General features: G+C 69.4%; 11 protein-coding genes. 2 read left to right on the top strand and 9 right to left on the bottom strand.

Translation table 11 applies throughout. From position 1 onward, the window contains the following. Positions 1 to 20: 20 nt before the first annotated feature. The 9 genes from DMC64_RS00625 to DMC64_RS00580 form a co-directional block, all read right to left on the bottom strand. Positions 21 to 1169, bottom strand: coding sequence for an N-acetylmuramoyl-L-alanine amidase (locus tag DMC64_RS00625; protein ID WP_037333990.1), 1149 nt, complete (start codon positions 1167 to 1169; stop codon positions 21 to 23). Positions 1170 to 1420: 251 nt separating this feature from the next. Beyond that, the gene (gene trxA / locus DMC64_RS00620) at positions 1421 to 1744 is read right to left on the bottom strand and encodes a thioredoxin (RefSeq protein WP_007032253.1); all 324 of its coding nucleotides are present in this window, start codon (positions 1742 to 1744) and stop codon (positions 1421 to 1423) included. A gap of 37 nt (positions 1745 to 1781) precedes the next feature. Beyond that, positions 1782 to 2777 (bottom strand): thioredoxin-disulfide reductase, encoded by a 996-nt coding sequence (trxB, locus tag DMC64_RS00615; RefSeq protein WP_125731363.1) that lies wholly within the window; start codon positions 2775 to 2777, stop codon positions 1782 to 1784. 215 nt (positions 2778 to 2992) lie between these two features. After that, a complete protein-coding gene (locus DMC64_RS00610) occupies positions 2993 to 3781 on the bottom strand; it encodes a hypothetical protein (protein WP_125731361.1) in 789 nt (262 codons plus the stop codon). Further along, the gene (sigM, locus tag DMC64_RS00605) at positions 3778 to 4437 is read right to left on the bottom strand and encodes an RNA polymerase sigma factor SigM (protein ID WP_037333997.1); all 660 of its coding nucleotides are present in this window, start codon (positions 4435 to 4437) and stop codon (positions 3778 to 3780) included. The genes DMC64_RS00610 and sigM overlap by 4 nt, the downstream gene beginning before the upstream one ends. Positions 4438 to 4468: 31 nt before the next feature. Continuing rightward, positions 4469 to 6028 carry a protein kinase family protein gene (locus DMC64_RS00600; protein WP_199754909.1) on the bottom strand — a complete coding sequence of 520 codons (1560 nt, stop codon included), beginning with the start codon at positions 6026 to 6028 and terminating at the stop codon, positions 4469 to 4471. A gap of 120 nt (positions 6029 to 6148) precedes the next feature. Beyond that, positions 6149 to 8098 (bottom strand): murein biosynthesis integral membrane protein MurJ, encoded by a 1950-nt coding sequence (murJ, locus tag DMC64_RS00595; RefSeq protein WP_125731357.1) that lies wholly within the window; start codon positions 8096 to 8098, stop codon positions 6149 to 6151. Positions 8099 to 8511: 413 nt separating this feature from the next. Next, positions 8512 to 10653 carry a DUF6049 family protein gene (locus DMC64_RS00585; protein WP_125731353.1) on the bottom strand — a complete coding sequence of 714 codons (2142 nt, stop codon included), beginning with the start codon at positions 10651 to 10653 and terminating at the stop codon, positions 8512 to 8514. Then, complete coding sequence (locus tag DMC64_RS00580; RefSeq protein WP_037334014.1) at positions 10650 to 11174, bottom strand: NUDIX hydrolase; 525 nt, start codon at positions 11172 to 11174, stop codon at positions 10650 to 10652. Before DMC64_RS00580 ends, DMC64_RS00585 begins: the two co-directional genes overlap by 4 nt. Positions 11175 to 11321: 147 nt before the next feature. On the opposite strand from DMC64_RS00580, the gene DMC64_RS00575 reads away from it, so the two are divergent. Continuing rightward, the gene (locus tag DMC64_RS00575) at positions 11322 to 12740 is read left to right on the top strand and encodes a CCA tRNA nucleotidyltransferase (RefSeq protein WP_038522033.1); all 1419 of its coding nucleotides are present in this window, start codon (positions 11322 to 11324) and stop codon (positions 12738 to 12740) included. A gap of 79 nt (positions 12741 to 12819) precedes the next feature. Continuing rightward, a complete protein-coding gene (locus tag DMC64_RS00570) occupies positions 12820 to 14127 on the top strand; it encodes a sensor histidine kinase (protein ID WP_125731352.1) in 1308 nt (435 codons plus the stop codon). Positions 14128 to 14139: the final 12 nt, after the last annotated feature.

Raw genomic sequence — 14139 nt, 5'->3', positions numbered from 1 at the left:
GTGCGGGTGTGGAGGACTGGCTACTCCGCTTTGGCGAGTTCGTGGGCCAGGACGTCCGCGAAGGTGAACGTGCCGGTCGGCTGGTCCCCTTCGCCGAGCAGATACAGCCGCTTCACGGCGACCAGGATGCCTTCGGCGACGACGTCGCGGAAAGCCGGGTCCGCCAGTTTGCGGCTGTCTTCCGGGTTGGTCAGGTAGCCGATCTCGATCCGCACCGCCGGGCAGCGGGTACGGGTGAAGATCTCCCAGGTCTTGTAGTGCGTGCGGCAGTCGAGCATGCCGGTGCGGGCGGCCAGCTCACGCTGGATGAAACCCGCCAGCAGCTCGCCGACGGTCGAGGTGGTGCCGTTGCCGGTGCCGAAGTGGAAACTCGCGACACCCTGCGCCTTGGGCGAGGGGTTCTTGTCGTTGTGCAGCGAAAGGAACAGGTCCGCGCCCGCCTCGTTCGCGAACTTCGCCCGGTCGCCCTCGGTCGGGCTCTGGTTCGGGCCGCGCGAGATCAGCGCCTCCATACCGGTGGCCTGCATCCGGCCTTCGAGCCGCCGCGCCAGGTCCCAGGCGATGTCCGCCTCACGCAGGCCGCCCGCGACGACACCGAGGTCCTCGCCGCCGTGGCCCGGGTCGATCACGATGCGCTTGCCGCGCAGCCGGGGGCCCGCCTGCCGCACCTGCTCCTGCTCACGCAGGAAAACGGGGCGGCCGCCGCGGGCACGCGGTGAGGAGAGCCGGTGCAGCTCACGGATGGTGGCCGGGCCGCACATACCGTCGGCGACCAGGCGCATGTCGCGCTGGAAGGTCTTGAGCGCGCGTTCGGTCTGCGGGCCGAAATGCCCGTCCGGGCGGCCGGCGTCGAAACCGAGCTCGGTCAGCCGCTCCTGGAGTGCGAAGACGTCGTCACCCTGCATGGGGGCGGAGAACATGTAGGTCAGCGGGCGGCTGCCCAGATGGAAGCCCGCGCCGCGAAGCGCCTGGTAGGTCGCCGGGCCCACCAGACCGTCGGTGATGAGCCCACGGCGCTGCTGGAACGCTCGAACGGCGTGTTCCATCGCCGTGTCGAAGACCTCGTACTCCCCGGATTCGGTCACCGGCGGGAGCAGCTCCATCGCCGCCAGCGTGGACCTGATCTCGGCGACGTCCGGTCCGGCGTCACCGCGGCGGAGTACCCGCATGCACTCCTCGCTCTTCCCTTTGGGGCACCGATCGAGCTCGATGCACGACTATGAAAACCCTGCGGGGCGAACCCCGGTGCTCTATTGTGCCCTGTGAACTCTCGGTGAGCGCGGAGGCCCGGCCGGTGCGTCAAGTCGCCGTTCGTGGAACTCGTCCAGGCGTTCCCGTGACAGGGAGTTTTACCCATTCCGGAGAACGACGAAACCCGGAGCCTGGGCGGGCCCCGGGTTTCGGCAGGTGAAACGCGAGATCAGAGGACGTCGGCGAGGTCCGAGAGCAGCGCGGCCTTCGGCTTGGCGCCGACGATCTGCTTCACCGGCTTGCCGCCCTGGAACAGGATCAGCGTCGGGATCGACATCACCTGGTAGTCACGCGCAGTGTTCGGGTTGGCATCGATGTCGAGCTTCGCGATGGTCAGCTTCTCGCCGTTCTCCGCCGCGATCTCCTCGAGCACCGGGGCGACCATCTTGCACGGGCCGCACCAGGTCGCCCAGAAGTCGACCAGGACGGGCTTCTCGCTCGTCAGCACGTCGTCGACGAACGTCTTGTCGGTCACCGTCACGGTGTTGGCCATGGTGTCTCCTTCTGGGTGGTGAACGGGCTGGGGAAAGTCAGTTGGTGGAGGCGCCGTAGCCGCCGCCGACCAGCTCAGGCGTCTCCTGGGCGGTCTCGACACCGGCGTGCTCCGCCAGCCATCGTTCTGCATCGATGGCGGCGGCGCAGCCCGAGCCCGCGGCGGTGATCGCCTGCCGGTACGTGCGGTCGACCAGGTCGCCGGCCGCGAAGACACCGGGAAGGTTCGTGTACGAGGTCCGGCCCTGGGTGAGCACGTAACCGTCCTCGTCGAGGTCCACCTGACCGCGCACCAGTTCGCTGCGGGGGTCGTGCCCGATCGCCACGAAGAAACCGGTCACGTCGAGCTTGGACTCCTCGCCGGTCACCGTGTCCTTGAGCGTCAGGCCCTCGACCTTGCCTTCACCCTCGACCGCGGTGATCTGCTTGTTGAGCGCCCACTTGATCTTCTCGTTCTCGCGGGCACGCTCCAGCATGATCTTGGAGGCGCGGAACTCCTCGCGGCGGTGGACGATCGTGACGGACTTGGCGAACTTCGTCAGGAAGGTCGCCTCCTCCATCGCGGAGTCGCCGCCGCCGGCGACCACGATGTCGTGGTCGCGGAAGAAGAAGCCGTCGCAGGTGGCGCAGGCCGAAACACCGCGGCCGAGCAGCTCCTGCTCACCGGGCACGTTCAGATAGCGGGCGGCGGCACCCATCGAGAGCACGACCGCGCGGGCCGCGTAGCGCTTGCCGTTCGCGACGACGTACTTGACGTCACCGGTCAGCTCGACGGACTCGACGTCCTCCTGGCGCAGGTCGGCGCCGAAACGCTTCGCCTGCTCACGCATCTCTTCCATGAGGTCGGGACCCTGGATGCCTTCGCGGAAGCCGGGGAAGTTCTCGACCTCCGTCGTCGTCATCAGCGCACCGCCGAACTGAGTGCCCTCGAACACCAGCGGTTCGAGCTGCGCTCGTGCCGCGTAGACAGCGGCGGTGTATCCCGCAGGACCCGATCCCACAATGATCAGGTTCCTGATCTCCTCGGCAGCCACCCGTGACCTCCGCTCGTAGTGACCTGTTCACCAGGCTCAACACGATCGTAAGGGCCGGTGTTCCCGGGGTGACCGGCGCTACTTTCTCCCGCCTTGCGCCATGGCGGAGATCCGACCTCTAGCGCCGCTAGAAAACCTAGCGTGGTAGCAAAGGTCCCTCGCTCCCCCCGAAATGGGGCTGGTGGGGAGCGAGGGACCAGTGAGGTTTCGGCCGGTTACTTCGGTCCGATGATTTTGTCGAAGAGGACCGAAGGGTTGCCCGGACCGCAGTCGGCACCGAAGGCGACGATGCGGAACTGGGCGAGCTTTCCTGTGGTGTAGATCACCATCACGCCGTCCTTGCCCGCGACGTTCACCGGCCGGATGCCTTCAGGGCGCACGTCGGCGTCCATTCCGGCCGCGGCGACACAGGCGTCGAGGCGCTCTTCGGTCTTCAGCGAGCCGAAGTCGCGGACGCCGATCGCCCTGCCGACGAGGGCTTCGGCCCCGCCGCCGTCTCCGCCGAGCGAAGGTCCGGAAGGAGCCGAAGGCGCGGGCTGGGCGATACCGCCCGAATCCGGCTCCCGGGTGGTCGGGACGACGATCGCCACGGCCGCGATGGCCGCCGCGGCCACGGTCGCTATCCCGGCGCCCCAGCCGATCCGCTTGTTCCGCCGCCGCCGTGCGGCCGCGAGGTCCACCACCGGGGCGACCTGTTCCTGCCGCCCTTCAGATGCGCCTTGAAACGCAGGCGTCGCCCGCATTTCGGCGGCCAGCGCGGCGTCGATCCGTGCTGCGTACTCCGCCGGCATCGGCGCGACCGGCTCGTTCGCGAGTTCCGCGAGGTCGGCCGTGGTCGCTTCCAGTGCTTCGATGATCGCCAGTGCTTCGGGGTCGGCGTTCACCAACGGCCACAGTTCGGCCGCCTCACGCTCGTCCAGCACACCTGCGTGCAGGTCGGCGAGCACATCGACAGACCACGGTGGACCGACGGTCCCACCGATCCCCCTGCTCTCGTCTGTCATCGTCCCTCCCCGTCACCCGGCGTGCCCTGAGGACGCCTGGCACCCCGTTGCGGGGTAGCGCGCTCTCGTTTGCTTTCGTGAGTTGGGACGTTCGCAATAGCATCGGGGTTCCGTAGATGTCCGAGAACCTTCGCGAGCTTTCCGCGACCTCGGGCACACCGGCTCTTGACCGTGCCTTCGGCGATGCCGAGCATCTTCGCCGTCTCGGCGACGGAGTATCCCTCGACGTCGACCAACACGATCGGGGCACGTTGCTCTTCGGGGAGCTGGTCGAGGGCTTCCTTGACGACCAGGCTCGTCTCGCGCTCGGACATCGAGTCGCGCGGCGAGGCGGGCTCGTTGAACTGCCCGGTCTCGGGCAGCGGGACGGTCGGTCTGGCCTTGCCCCGCCGGATGCGGTCGAGGCACGCGTTCACGACGATGCGGTGCAACCACGTCGTGACCTGCGATTCCGCTCTGAAGTTGCCCGCTGCTCGGAACGCGGAGATAAAGGCGTCCTGCAGGGCGTCCGCGGCTTCTTCGGGATCCCGCAAGGTGCGCAGGGCCACCGCCCACATGCGGTCTCGATGTCGCTGGACCAGTTCACTGAACGCGTGCGGGTCCCCAGCGGCATGCGCCGCTATGAGATCCGCGTCCGTGGGAGCTGCAGCTGTCACCCGGGAGAGCCTACTGACCCGGTGTCTGACGTCACCCCGCAGGCAGGAACGTCAGCTCTTTGAGTTCGGTGATGAACTTTCCCTTGTCATCTTCACCCAGCTGAGTGATCCAGATGATGAAGTACTGACCCTGCTGAGGCTGCTGCAACGCGATGGTCGATTCACCGGCCGCGAGGTCCCCGCTCCCGACGACCTTCGTCTCGTCGAGCTTCGGGTTCTTCTTGTCGGCGGAGCGGATCTCGACCTTCGAACCGGCACTCGCCGCGTCGATCTTGATTTGGCTGAGGTTGATCGGGTCCTTGAAGGTCACGACCAGCCCGACGCCGTCCTTGAGCACCGGGAACTGCTCGTCGTACTGGTCGGTCTTCCACGAGGTGACCGCGTCGCCGTCGGTGGCGTTCCTGGCCTTGCCGGGGCTGTCGCCCTTGCTGCCCGGGTTGTAGACGGCCACGGCCGACGGCTTCACCGCCGCACCCACCGCGGGGGCCGGCGGCTTCTGCTCGGGCGGCGGCTGTTGCTCGCCCGAAGGCGGCACGACCTGGGAGGACGACGCGGCGACGTTGATCTTCGGGCCGCTGGACTTCGACTCGCCCTGGAACAGGTTGATCAGCATCATCCCGCCCCAGGCGAGGATGACCACGGTCGCGACGACCAGCACGGTCACGCCGAACGCCAGCTTCTTGCGCCGCGCGACGTCCTTGACCGGCTTCTTCGTCGTCCAGACCGTGCCGTCCGATTCGGCGACGGCCTCTTCCTCGCCGACGGCCTTGATCAGCTGGGTGCGTTCTTCGGCTTCGGCGACCTGGTCCAGCACGCGCAGGATGGCCGCGCTGGTGCGGATGCCGCCATGGCCGCCGTCCTCGATGGTGCGGACGGCGAGCGAGGACAGCTCGACCGGGACGCCTCCGACCAGCGAACGTGGCGGGATGATCCTGCCGGTCGGCGCGTGCGGCGCCGCCGGGATCGCGGCCGGACCGCCGGGAAGGGCCCAACGGCCGGTCAGCAGCAGGTACAGCACGGCGCCGAGCGCCTTGACGTCGTCACGGAGGGTCGCTTCAGGCAACGGACCAGGGAAGGCGAGCTTCAGCGCGCCGTCCGGGGTGAGCCGCAGACGCTGCGGGTGGTCGAGGCCGAGGACGAGACCGTTCTGATGGGCGTGGTCGACGGCTTCCGCCAGCGCCTGCACCATCCGGGCCGCCGCGGCGGGCGCCACCGGACGCTGCGCCACGAGGTCGACCAGGTCGCTGCCCTTGGTCCATTCCGCCACGACGACACCGAGCAGACCTTCGCTCGAGGTGACGCCGCTGCCGAGGCTGAGCACGTCGAGGACACGCGCGACCCCGCCGTGGCCGAACTTCGAGGCGTGCGCGGCACGCTCCAGCGTCCGGCGCGCGAGCCGGGCGGCTTCCGCGTCCGCGGGGTCGCCGACCAGCAGCGTCAGCGCGACATCCCGCTTCAGCTGCCCGTCGCGGGCACGCCAAAGATGCGCTGCCGCCCGTTCGTCCACCCCGAACTGTGCGAGCAGGCGATACCGGCCGTCACCGACGACCCGGCCAGGGGCCAGCGACCCGCCTTGGGCCCGGATGCCCACCTGGCTCGCCTCCCCTGCCTGTTCGCTCCGTCTCGTATCCACCGCACTCTCCCGCGTAGCTCCCGCCCCGAGGGTACCCAGAATACGACCCGTGAACGCGCGCCATCCGTACGTGAATCGTTATCCGCGCTTGATCAACCGGGTGATCCTCGCCGTGGCGGGCTTCAATTCCTCGACCTTCAAGGCGATGAGCACGCCGAACGACACCGCGATGCCGACCACCGTCTGCAGGAGAAGTTTCACCCAGGCATGGAAAGTAGGCCCGAACGAGTCAGGCACGATCTGCCCGGCGAGCCAGGCCGCGCCGACCCCGAGCACACTCGCGACGACCGTGAAGAGGATCACCCCGAGCACTCGCTTGCTCCGGAGGTTTCCGAGGGTCACCCACAGCCAGACCTGACCGAGGATCGCGCCGACGACGAACGTGAGGCCGTTGACCATCATCACGCCGAGCACGATGTTGTCGGGCGACAGCAGCGCCGGGCACAGGTACAGCAGCGGCACCTTGACCACGGTCATCACGATCATGATCAGCACCGGCGTCCGCGCGTCCTTCATCGCGTAGAACACCCGCATCTGCAGCATGACCAGCGCGTACGGCAGCAGCGCGAACGCCGAGATGGCCAGCGCCTCGCCCATCCTCGACGCGTCCTCGACGGTGCCCTTGCCCAGGGTGAACAGGGCGATACCGACCGAACCACCCACCACGGTCATCACCGCGGAGATCGGCACGAGCATCACCGTCGAGATCCGCGACGCGTAGGAGAGGTCGCCGATCAGCTTCTTGTGGTCGCCGTCGGCGGCCGCGCGGCTCATCCGCGGCATGATCGCGGTCAGCAGCGAGACACCGATGACGCCGTACGGCAGCTGGAAGAGCAGCCACGCGTTGCTGTACGCGGTCACACCGCCCTGCGAACCGCTGGTCAGCACGCGGGTGGTGATCGTGTAGCCGACCTGGCTGACCGCGACGTAGCCGACGGTCCACAGCGCGAGCCCGCCGAACTCCTTCATGCGCTTGTCGATGCCCCAGCGCCATTTGAACTTGAACCCGGACCGCAGCAGCGGCGGGATCAGCAGCACCGACTGCGCCACGATGCCCGAGGTCACGCCGATGCCCAGGGTCAGGAGCTTCGGGTCGGTGATCGACACCGGATCGGTGGAGATGTTCCCCGGCATGATCCACACGACGAGGATCGTGAAGATGACGACGAGGTTGTTGATCACCGGCGCCCACGCCGTCGGGCCGAAGATGTTCTTCGCGTTCAGCACCGCCGAGAGCAGCGCGAACACGCCGTAGAAGAAGATCTGCGGCAGCAGCAGATACGCGAACGCGGTGACCAGCTCGGGATTCGCCTGGCCCTTGTCGTCGACGTAGAGCTTGGTGATCAGCGGCGCCGCGATCACGGCGATCGTCGTCCCGACGACGAGCAGCGTGCCCGCCACCGTGACCAGCCGCTGGGTATAGGCCTCGCCGCCGTCCTTGTCGTCCTGGGACCGCACGAGCAGCGGGACCACGAGACTCGACAGCACGCCGCCCATCAGCAGTTCGAAGATGATGTTCGGCATCGTGTTGGCGACGTTGAACGAGTCGTTCTCCACCTGGGCGCCGATGGCCGCGACCAGCAGCAGCTTCCACGCGAAGCCGGTGATGCGGCTGATGAGCGACGCGATCGCCATCCGGCCGCTGGACTTCGCGAGCGACGGCGCCTTCGCCGGGGCGGCGACATCCTGTTCGCCGGTGTCCCCCGGCCGCGGTTTGACCAGCGGCGCGTCCTTGATCGCCGGCATGACCTGCGTGGCGAGCTGGTCGTACGGGCGGAGGACGTCGGGGTCGGCGACCGGCCAGCGCGAACCCATGGGGACACCGGGGGTGCGCGGGATGAACCGCGTCGCGTCGGCTTCGTCGCGCCGGTCGACCTGCCACGGGCGGACCGGTGGCGGCTGGCGGCGCCCGCGATGCGGCGGGGGCGGTGTCTGCTGGAGGGCCTGCTGTGCTTGGGGAGGTGCCGGGCGGCGCGCCGCCTGGTTCTGCGACGGCTGCGGAAGCGGCGGCCCCTGCGGAGGCGGCACCGGCTGCCGACGGGTCGGCGGAGGCGGCGTCCCCTGTCCGGGGGGCGTTTTCCGCGGCGGCGCGCCCTGGGGTGGCGGCCTCAGCCGTCGCGTCTCGTCGTCGGGACGGCCCGCCACCCGCTGACGGCGGCCGTCCGGCGGCGGCTGCTGGGGAGGTGGCGGCACGGCCCGCCGCGGTCGCTCACCGCGTTCGGGCGGGGGCTGCTGCGGGGGCGGCTGGCGACGCTCCGGACGACGTGCCGGTCCGTCGGTGCGGCGGGGCGGTGGCGGAGTACCTTCGCGCCGGGGACGGCCTGCACGCTCGGGCGGTACACCCGGCTCTCTTTCCAACGTGCGCCCAATCCTCGGTGCTCGACTACGTGATGCCCGGCGGCATCGTTCGACCCAGGGTAATCGGGAACGGCCGGAAACACTTAAACCTGTGCGTCCTCGGTCACACGTTGGGCGGTTTCGTTCGTCCGATCGGCCCGCGAGTCCTTGATCCTCCGGTAGATCCGCCGGGACGACAGGAGCAGCAGCGCACCCGCCGCGGTGATGGTGATGATGATGGTGATCGCGCCGTACTCCGTGGAGGTCAGCTCGAACCGCGCGTCGGAACCGAGCGGGGTCCCGTCGGGCGTGGTCAGCGCCACGTCGACGCTGAACCGGCCGGCTCGCAGCGCCTCGACCGGCAGCAGCTGGTTGATGGCGCCGTTCGCCGGGACGGTCCGCTCCGGGACGGCTTCGGTGGGACGCAGGCCCACGTTGTTCTTGAGCACCGTGCGGACGTTGATGCCGACCGGAAGGCCGTTGGTGATGTACGCGGGCAGGGGCGACGCGCCGGAGGCCAGCGCGATCGTCTGCTTCGGCCGCTCGACGGTGACCTGGCCGCGGATCGCTTCGAGGTCGCCGCGGGCGTTGGCGGTGACGATCGCGGCGTCCGCGCCGCGCCACGAGGTCGACGCGGCCCGGATGAGGGCGAACCGGACCGGGGCGATCACGTCGGCCGGATTCACTCGTTTGGTGGCATCCATCGTCATCGCCGACGACAGGCCCAGCGTCTCGTTGTCGATCTGGGACATCTTCGCGGTGACGTCACCGCTGGTCGCGGCCGTCAGATCCTGCGGGTCGTAGTTGATCGACGCCGTCCCGGACGGGCTGTCGCCGAGCAGTTCGGGCAACGGCGCCGGCTTGATCAGGCCGGCGGTGTAGAAGTCGCCCATCCGCTCCAGGAACGTGGTGAGTTCCGTGCCGCTCGCGGCCCAGTGCCGCGGCGGCGCGATCAGCAGCCGCGAGCGCGCCGGCCCCTCGGCCTGCCCGCCGAGCCCCGCCCGGAAGGCGATGGCGCCGAGCCCGTTCTGCGTGGAGCCCGAGCCGTTCAGCGCCGACGAGATCAGCGCGTCGATCGGCTGCGCGCGCAGGTCCGTTCCCTCGATCGACACCCCGCCCGAAAGCGGCGAGCCGGACTGGAGCCTGCCCGAATCGGTCAGCACGGTCTTGACGCCGGCTTTGCCGATCGCTTCGACGGTCTGCGAATCGAGGGAGCCGCCCGGCCAGAGCACGCCGTCCTGCGGCTGGATGCCGAGCAGGTTCTTGATCGTCCCGGCACCGCCCAGCGCGCTCGCCATGAGCGCGGTGTCGGTGGCGTCGCCCGCGCGGACCTTCGTCAGCGCGGTGAGGTCGGCGTCGGCGAACGGGAGGGTGACCACGCACCGGCCCGCGACCAGCGCCTTCAGCCTGCCGAGCCAGTTCTTCGCGGTCTCGACGCCCTTGCCTGGAGCGCCGCCCGCGACCTGGTAGCCGCGGGTCATCCCGTCGACGGTCGCGACCAGGTCGGGGTCGATGGCCAGGCACAACGACGACGAGACCTTCGTGTCCGCCTCGGCCGCCCGCGCCGCTTCGACCAGCGAGTCGAGCCGTCCACCGGCGGCCAGTTCACCGGCGAGCCGTTCGTCCGCCAGGGTCAGCGGGCCGCCGAGCGGGGACGAGACGACGTGCACGGTGCTGTTCGCGATGGGCCACAGCAGGCTCGTCGACGGCGCCGACGTGGGACGCGACGCGGGGGCCTTGCCGGGGACGCCGAGCACCGGCATCAGCAGGGTGACCGCCGCCAGCCGTTCGGGGCCGCCGAAATCCGGGGTGCCGTTGACGTTGACCAGCAGCGGATACACGCCGGGCCGCGGGAACTGCAGTTTCGACGACTGGCCGAGCGGGACGGACAGGTTGAGCGCGGCGCTCTGCCCCGGCTCCAGTTCGTCCGGTTCGAGGTCGACGAACTCGGTCGCCCCGAGGTCCTTGAACTTGTCACCGGCGAGGACGTCGCCGATCTGCTGCTCGCTCTGCAGCCTGGTGCCCAGCTGCAGCCGGACGCCCAGTTTGCTGATCCGCCGGTCGCCGATGTTGGTGACGCGGCCGGTGACCGTGAGCGAAGCGGAGGTCGTGCTGATCACGCGGGGGTTCAGCTGGTCGAGGTCCACGCGCAGCCGGGGCTGTTCCTGTGCCTGCGCGACCGCGAGGGGCGAGGCGGCCATGGCCAGGAACAGGATCGACAGGACAGTGGCGGCAAGCCGCTTCACTCAGGTGCTCCCTCGGCGGTGTGCTGTTGCTGCGCGAAGAGTTCTTTGGCCTTCCGGACCAGCTTGCGCTCGTCGGAGTAGGCGAGTTTGGTCTCCAGGTCGGCGAGCGGTACCCAGGCGACCTCGGTCACCTCGACATCCTCGTCCGAAAGTTCGCCGCCGGTGGATTCCAGGATGAAATGGTGCACCGTCTTGTGCACGCGCCGTCGCTCGGCCACGAACCAGTAGTCGATGGTGCCGAGGGGCTGCAGGACGCGCGCGGAGATGCCGGTCTCCTCCTTCACCTCGCGCACAGCCGTCTGCTCCACCGTCTCACCGTCCTCGATGTGGCCCTTCGGCAGCGACCACAGCAGTCTGCCGTGCCGGTCGAGCCGCCCGATCAGCGCGGCGTTCGCCCGTTCGGCGTCGACGACGAGTCCGCCGGCCGAGGTTTCGTCGACCGTGGTCAGCCGCCGCCCCCGCCTGCGCCTCCGCCGGCGGCCCGGCTTCGAAGCGCCGGAGCGGCCGGCTGATCCAGACATGCTGCGATGCTAGAGCAAACGGCGGTACGGGTACGCTGGCTCACCGTGCCCGTGTTGGGCCGGGCCGTAGTAGTACATCCAAATCGTGGTGGGATTGTCGTGAACAAGGTGGTCGCCGGGCAGGCGATTGCGGGGAAGAGCACTGCGATGCAGAACGCTGTGACGGAGCTGATGCGCATCTCCCCGCTGGCGGACGAGCTCGCGAAGCTCTTCGCGAAGGCGGGGCACAGCCTGTATCTGGTCGGCGGCAGCGTCCGCGACATGATGCTCCGCAGGCTGTCGAGCGACCTCGACTTCACCACCGACGCCCGGCCGGACCAGGTGCTCAAGATCGTCAGCGCCTGGGGCGACGCGGTGTGGGACGTCGGCATCGCGTTCGGCACGGTCGGCGTGACGAAACAGGGCATGACCCTGGAGATCACCACTTTCCGCGCCGACAGCTACGACCGCGTCGGCCGCAATCCCGAGGTCACCTTCGGCGACAGCATCGAGGGCGACCTGCTCCGTCGCGACTTCACGGTCAACGCGATGGCGATCGACCTGGCGAACAAGACCTTCGTCGATCCGCACGGCGGTCTCCAGGCGCTGCAGGACAAGGTGCTCGACACGCCCGCGACGCCGCAGGAGTCCTTCGCCGACGACCCGCTGCGCATGCTGCGGGCCGCGCGGTTCTCCGCGCAGCTCGGGTTCACCGCGGCGCCGCGCGTGGTCGACGCGATGGCGTCGATGGCCGAGGAGATCGACCGGATCACCGCCGAGCGCGTCCAGACCGAGCTGTCGAAACTGCTGCTCGCGGACGACCCCCGGCCCGGTATCGAGCTGCTGGTGGACACCCGCCTCGCCGATCGCGTGCTCCCCGAGGTGCCGGGGATGCGGCTGGCGATCGACGAGCACCACCAGCACAAGGACGTCTACCAGCACTCGCTGACCGTGCTGGCCCAGGCGATCGACCTGGAGAAATCGCACGAACCGACCTCCGAGCCGGATCTGATCCTGCGGCTCGCGGCGCTCCTGCACGACGTCGGCAAGCCCGCGACGCGCGAGTTCCAGCCCGGCGGCGGCGTGAGCTTCCACCACCACGAGGTCGTCGGCGCGAAGATGGCGCGCAAACGTTTGCGGGCGCTGAAGTTCTCGAAGGAGATCGTCCAGGACGTCAGCCAGCTCGTGTTCCTGCACCTGCGGTTCCACGGCTACGGCAAGGGCGAATGGACGGATTCGGCGGTGCGGCGCTACGTCACCGACGCCGGCGATCTGCTGCCCCGGCTGCACAAACTCGTGCGCGCCGACTGCACCACGCGCAACCGCAAGAAGGCGGCCGCGCTGCAGGCGACCTACGACGACCTCGAGCGGCGGATCGAAGCGATCCAGGCGCAGGAGGACCTCGACCGGGTCCGGCCGGACCTCAACGGCGAGGAGATCATGCGGATCCTCGGCCTCAAGCCGGGGCCGGACGTCGGCAAGGCGTGGAAGCACCTGAAGGAACTGCGGCTCGACCGCGGTCCGCTGGAGCACGACGAGGCGGTGGCCGAACTGAAGAAGTGGGCCGCCGAGAACGGCATAGGCTGAGATAAACCCCGTTGGTCTCTGGATCCACACGGCGTAACCGGAGATACTCCTGCCGGTGCTCCGGGCAGGGGGAAAATCCATGGCGAAGCGGCCGCCCAGTTTTCTGGTGACTTTGCTGCGCCGTGGCGCGCCCGCGCTGGCGACGGCGACGAGCGAGCTGTCGGACGAGGTCGGCGACCCGACACCGATGCGCGCGCTGCGGCGGATCCAGCAGATGTCCGGTCCCATCGATACGGCTCATCGCGACAACCTGCTGCTCAGAGCCGCCCGCTACGTCGCCCTCGTCCCGCTGGTCTACCGGCTCTTCGCGGTGCCCGGCGCGTTCGGCGTTTACGTCTCCACCCACGGCATGATCGGGATCGGCCCGGTCGGGCTGGTGTCGCTCGGTTCGGTCGGGCTTTCGCTGTACGGGATCCGGTGGATGCTGCGCTCGGCGCCGTTTCGCCCGCAGCACGCCGCCCGGCTGCTGGCGATCGACCTCGTGTTCACCCTGCTCGCGCCGCTGGCCGTCGGTGCGCTGGTGCCGGCTTCGGTCTTCACCGAGGCGATGGCGGTGCCCGGCAAACACCTGCTCGGCGAGGTCGCGCTGCTGGCGCTGGCACTGGGCATGCCCGCCGCGGCGGCGCTCGCCGTCGTGAGTTTCCCGGTGCGGATGCTGGCGTCGGTGTTCGGCACCGGTCACGCCGCGCCCGGCGACGCCATGGCGACTTTCCCGGCGATCCTCGGTGTCCTCTTCACCGCGAGCGGCGCCCTCGTCCTGATCGGCCTCGGCACCCGGCTCGCCCTCGCGTACGGCATCCGCAACGGCCGGATCGCCGAACGCGCCCGCCAGCACCGGATGCTGCACGACTCCGTGCTGCAGACCCTCGAAGCGATCGCGCTGGCCAACAAGGGCGACCCGGCCACGCGGCTCGCCGAGGTGCAGCGGCTGGCGCGGGCGCAGTCGATGGAGCTGCGGCGGACGATCGAGAACGAGGCTTCGGACCGGTCGGAGGCCGGTTCGCGGCCGCTGGGCGAGAAGCTCGCGTCGCTGGCGGCGGAGATGGCGCGGGACGGGCTGCGCGCCCAGCTCGTGATCGCCGAACTCGACGACGACACGCTTTCCGAGGTGCGGCAGATCGCCATCCGTGACGCCGTCCGCGAGTCGCTGCGCAACACCCTCAAACACGCCGGGACGGACAAGGTCGTGGTCCGGGTCGAGGAGCAGGAAGGCGGCGTCGCGGTGATCACGCGCGATCACGGCGCCGGGTTCAGCCTCGACACCCGGCCCGCCGGTTTCGGCATCAGCGAGTCCATCACCGCCCGCCTGAACGAGGTCGGCGGGACCGCGCGGGTGGAGTCGGCTCCGGGCAATGGCACCAGAGTCACCCTTTGGGTGCCTTTCTGACGGTAAACAGGG

It is taken from the genome of Amycolatopsis sp. WAC 04197 (assembly GCF_003947475.1).
In the GTDB taxonomy this organism is placed as follows: Bacteria; Actinomycetota; Actinomycetes; order Mycobacteriales; family Pseudonocardiaceae; genus Amycolatopsis; species Amycolatopsis japonica.
This window is presented reverse-complemented; position numbering and strand designations above follow the sequence as displayed.

What these genes read in the sequence shown, in the direction of transcription:
- DMC64_RS00610 (WP_125731361.1), bottom strand. Translation starts at nt 3,781, where the DNA reads ATGACAGACGAGAGCAGGGGGATCGGTGGGACCGTCGGTCCACCGTGG.
- DMC64_RS00625 (WP_037333990.1), bottom strand. Translation starts at nt 1,169, where the DNA reads ATGCGGGTACTCCGCCGCGGTGACGCCGGACCGGACGTCGCCGAGATC.
- DMC64_RS00580 (WP_037334014.1), bottom strand. Translation starts at nt 11,174, where the DNA reads ATGTCTGGATCAGCCGGCCGCTCCGGCGCTTCGAAGCCGGGCCGCCGG.
- DMC64_RS00575 (WP_038522033.1), top strand. Translation starts at nt 11,322, where the DNA reads ATGCAGAACGCTGTGACGGAGCTGATGCGCATCTCCCCGCTGGCGGAC.
- trxA (WP_007032253.1), bottom strand. Translation starts at nt 1,744, where the DNA reads ATGGCCAACACCGTGACGGTGACCGACAAGACGTTCGTCGACGACGTG.
- DMC64_RS00570 (WP_125731352.1), top strand. Translation starts at nt 12,820, where the DNA reads ATGGCGAAGCGGCCGCCCAGTTTTCTGGTGACTTTGCTGCGCCGTGGC.